Origin of the sequence: Pseudomonas sp. PDM15, from assembly GCF_014851565.1 — a bacterium.
In the GTDB taxonomy this organism is placed as follows: domain Bacteria; phylum Pseudomonadota; class Gammaproteobacteria; order Pseudomonadales; family Pseudomonadaceae; genus Aquipseudomonas.
The window spans coordinates 1-255 of the sequence record NZ_JACVAA010000039.1 but is presented as its reverse complement, the minus strand read 5'-3'; the positions used below and the strand labels follow the sequence as shown (position 1 = coordinate 255).

At 57.3% G+C, this 255-nt stretch carries 1 pseudogene; it reads left to right on the top strand.

Features of this window, described 5'->3' with window-relative positions:
* Nucleotides 1–53: 53 nt before the first annotated feature.
* Nucleotides 54–255: pseudogene (locus IB232_RS23640) on the top strand (DUF1329 domain-containing protein); the annotation flags it as partial.

Sequence of the window (255 nt, the reverse complement as noted above, 5' to 3'; positions counted from 1 at the left end):
GACCGCGACTTCCTGTCCGTCACCGTCGGCGCCAATTTTTAAAGGTCAAACTGATGATCACTCTAACCAGACTCGCATCGAGTGTGGCGCTCTGCTGCGCTCTTTCCACCCCTGCTTTTGCCGCTGTCCCAGAAGAACAAGCTGCTCGGCTGGGAAGCTCATTGACTCCGCTAGGTGCCGAGAAAGCAGGCAATGCTGACGGCTCGATTCCTGAGTGGCAAGGCGGCTTACCGAAGGATGCCGGCGACATACAGA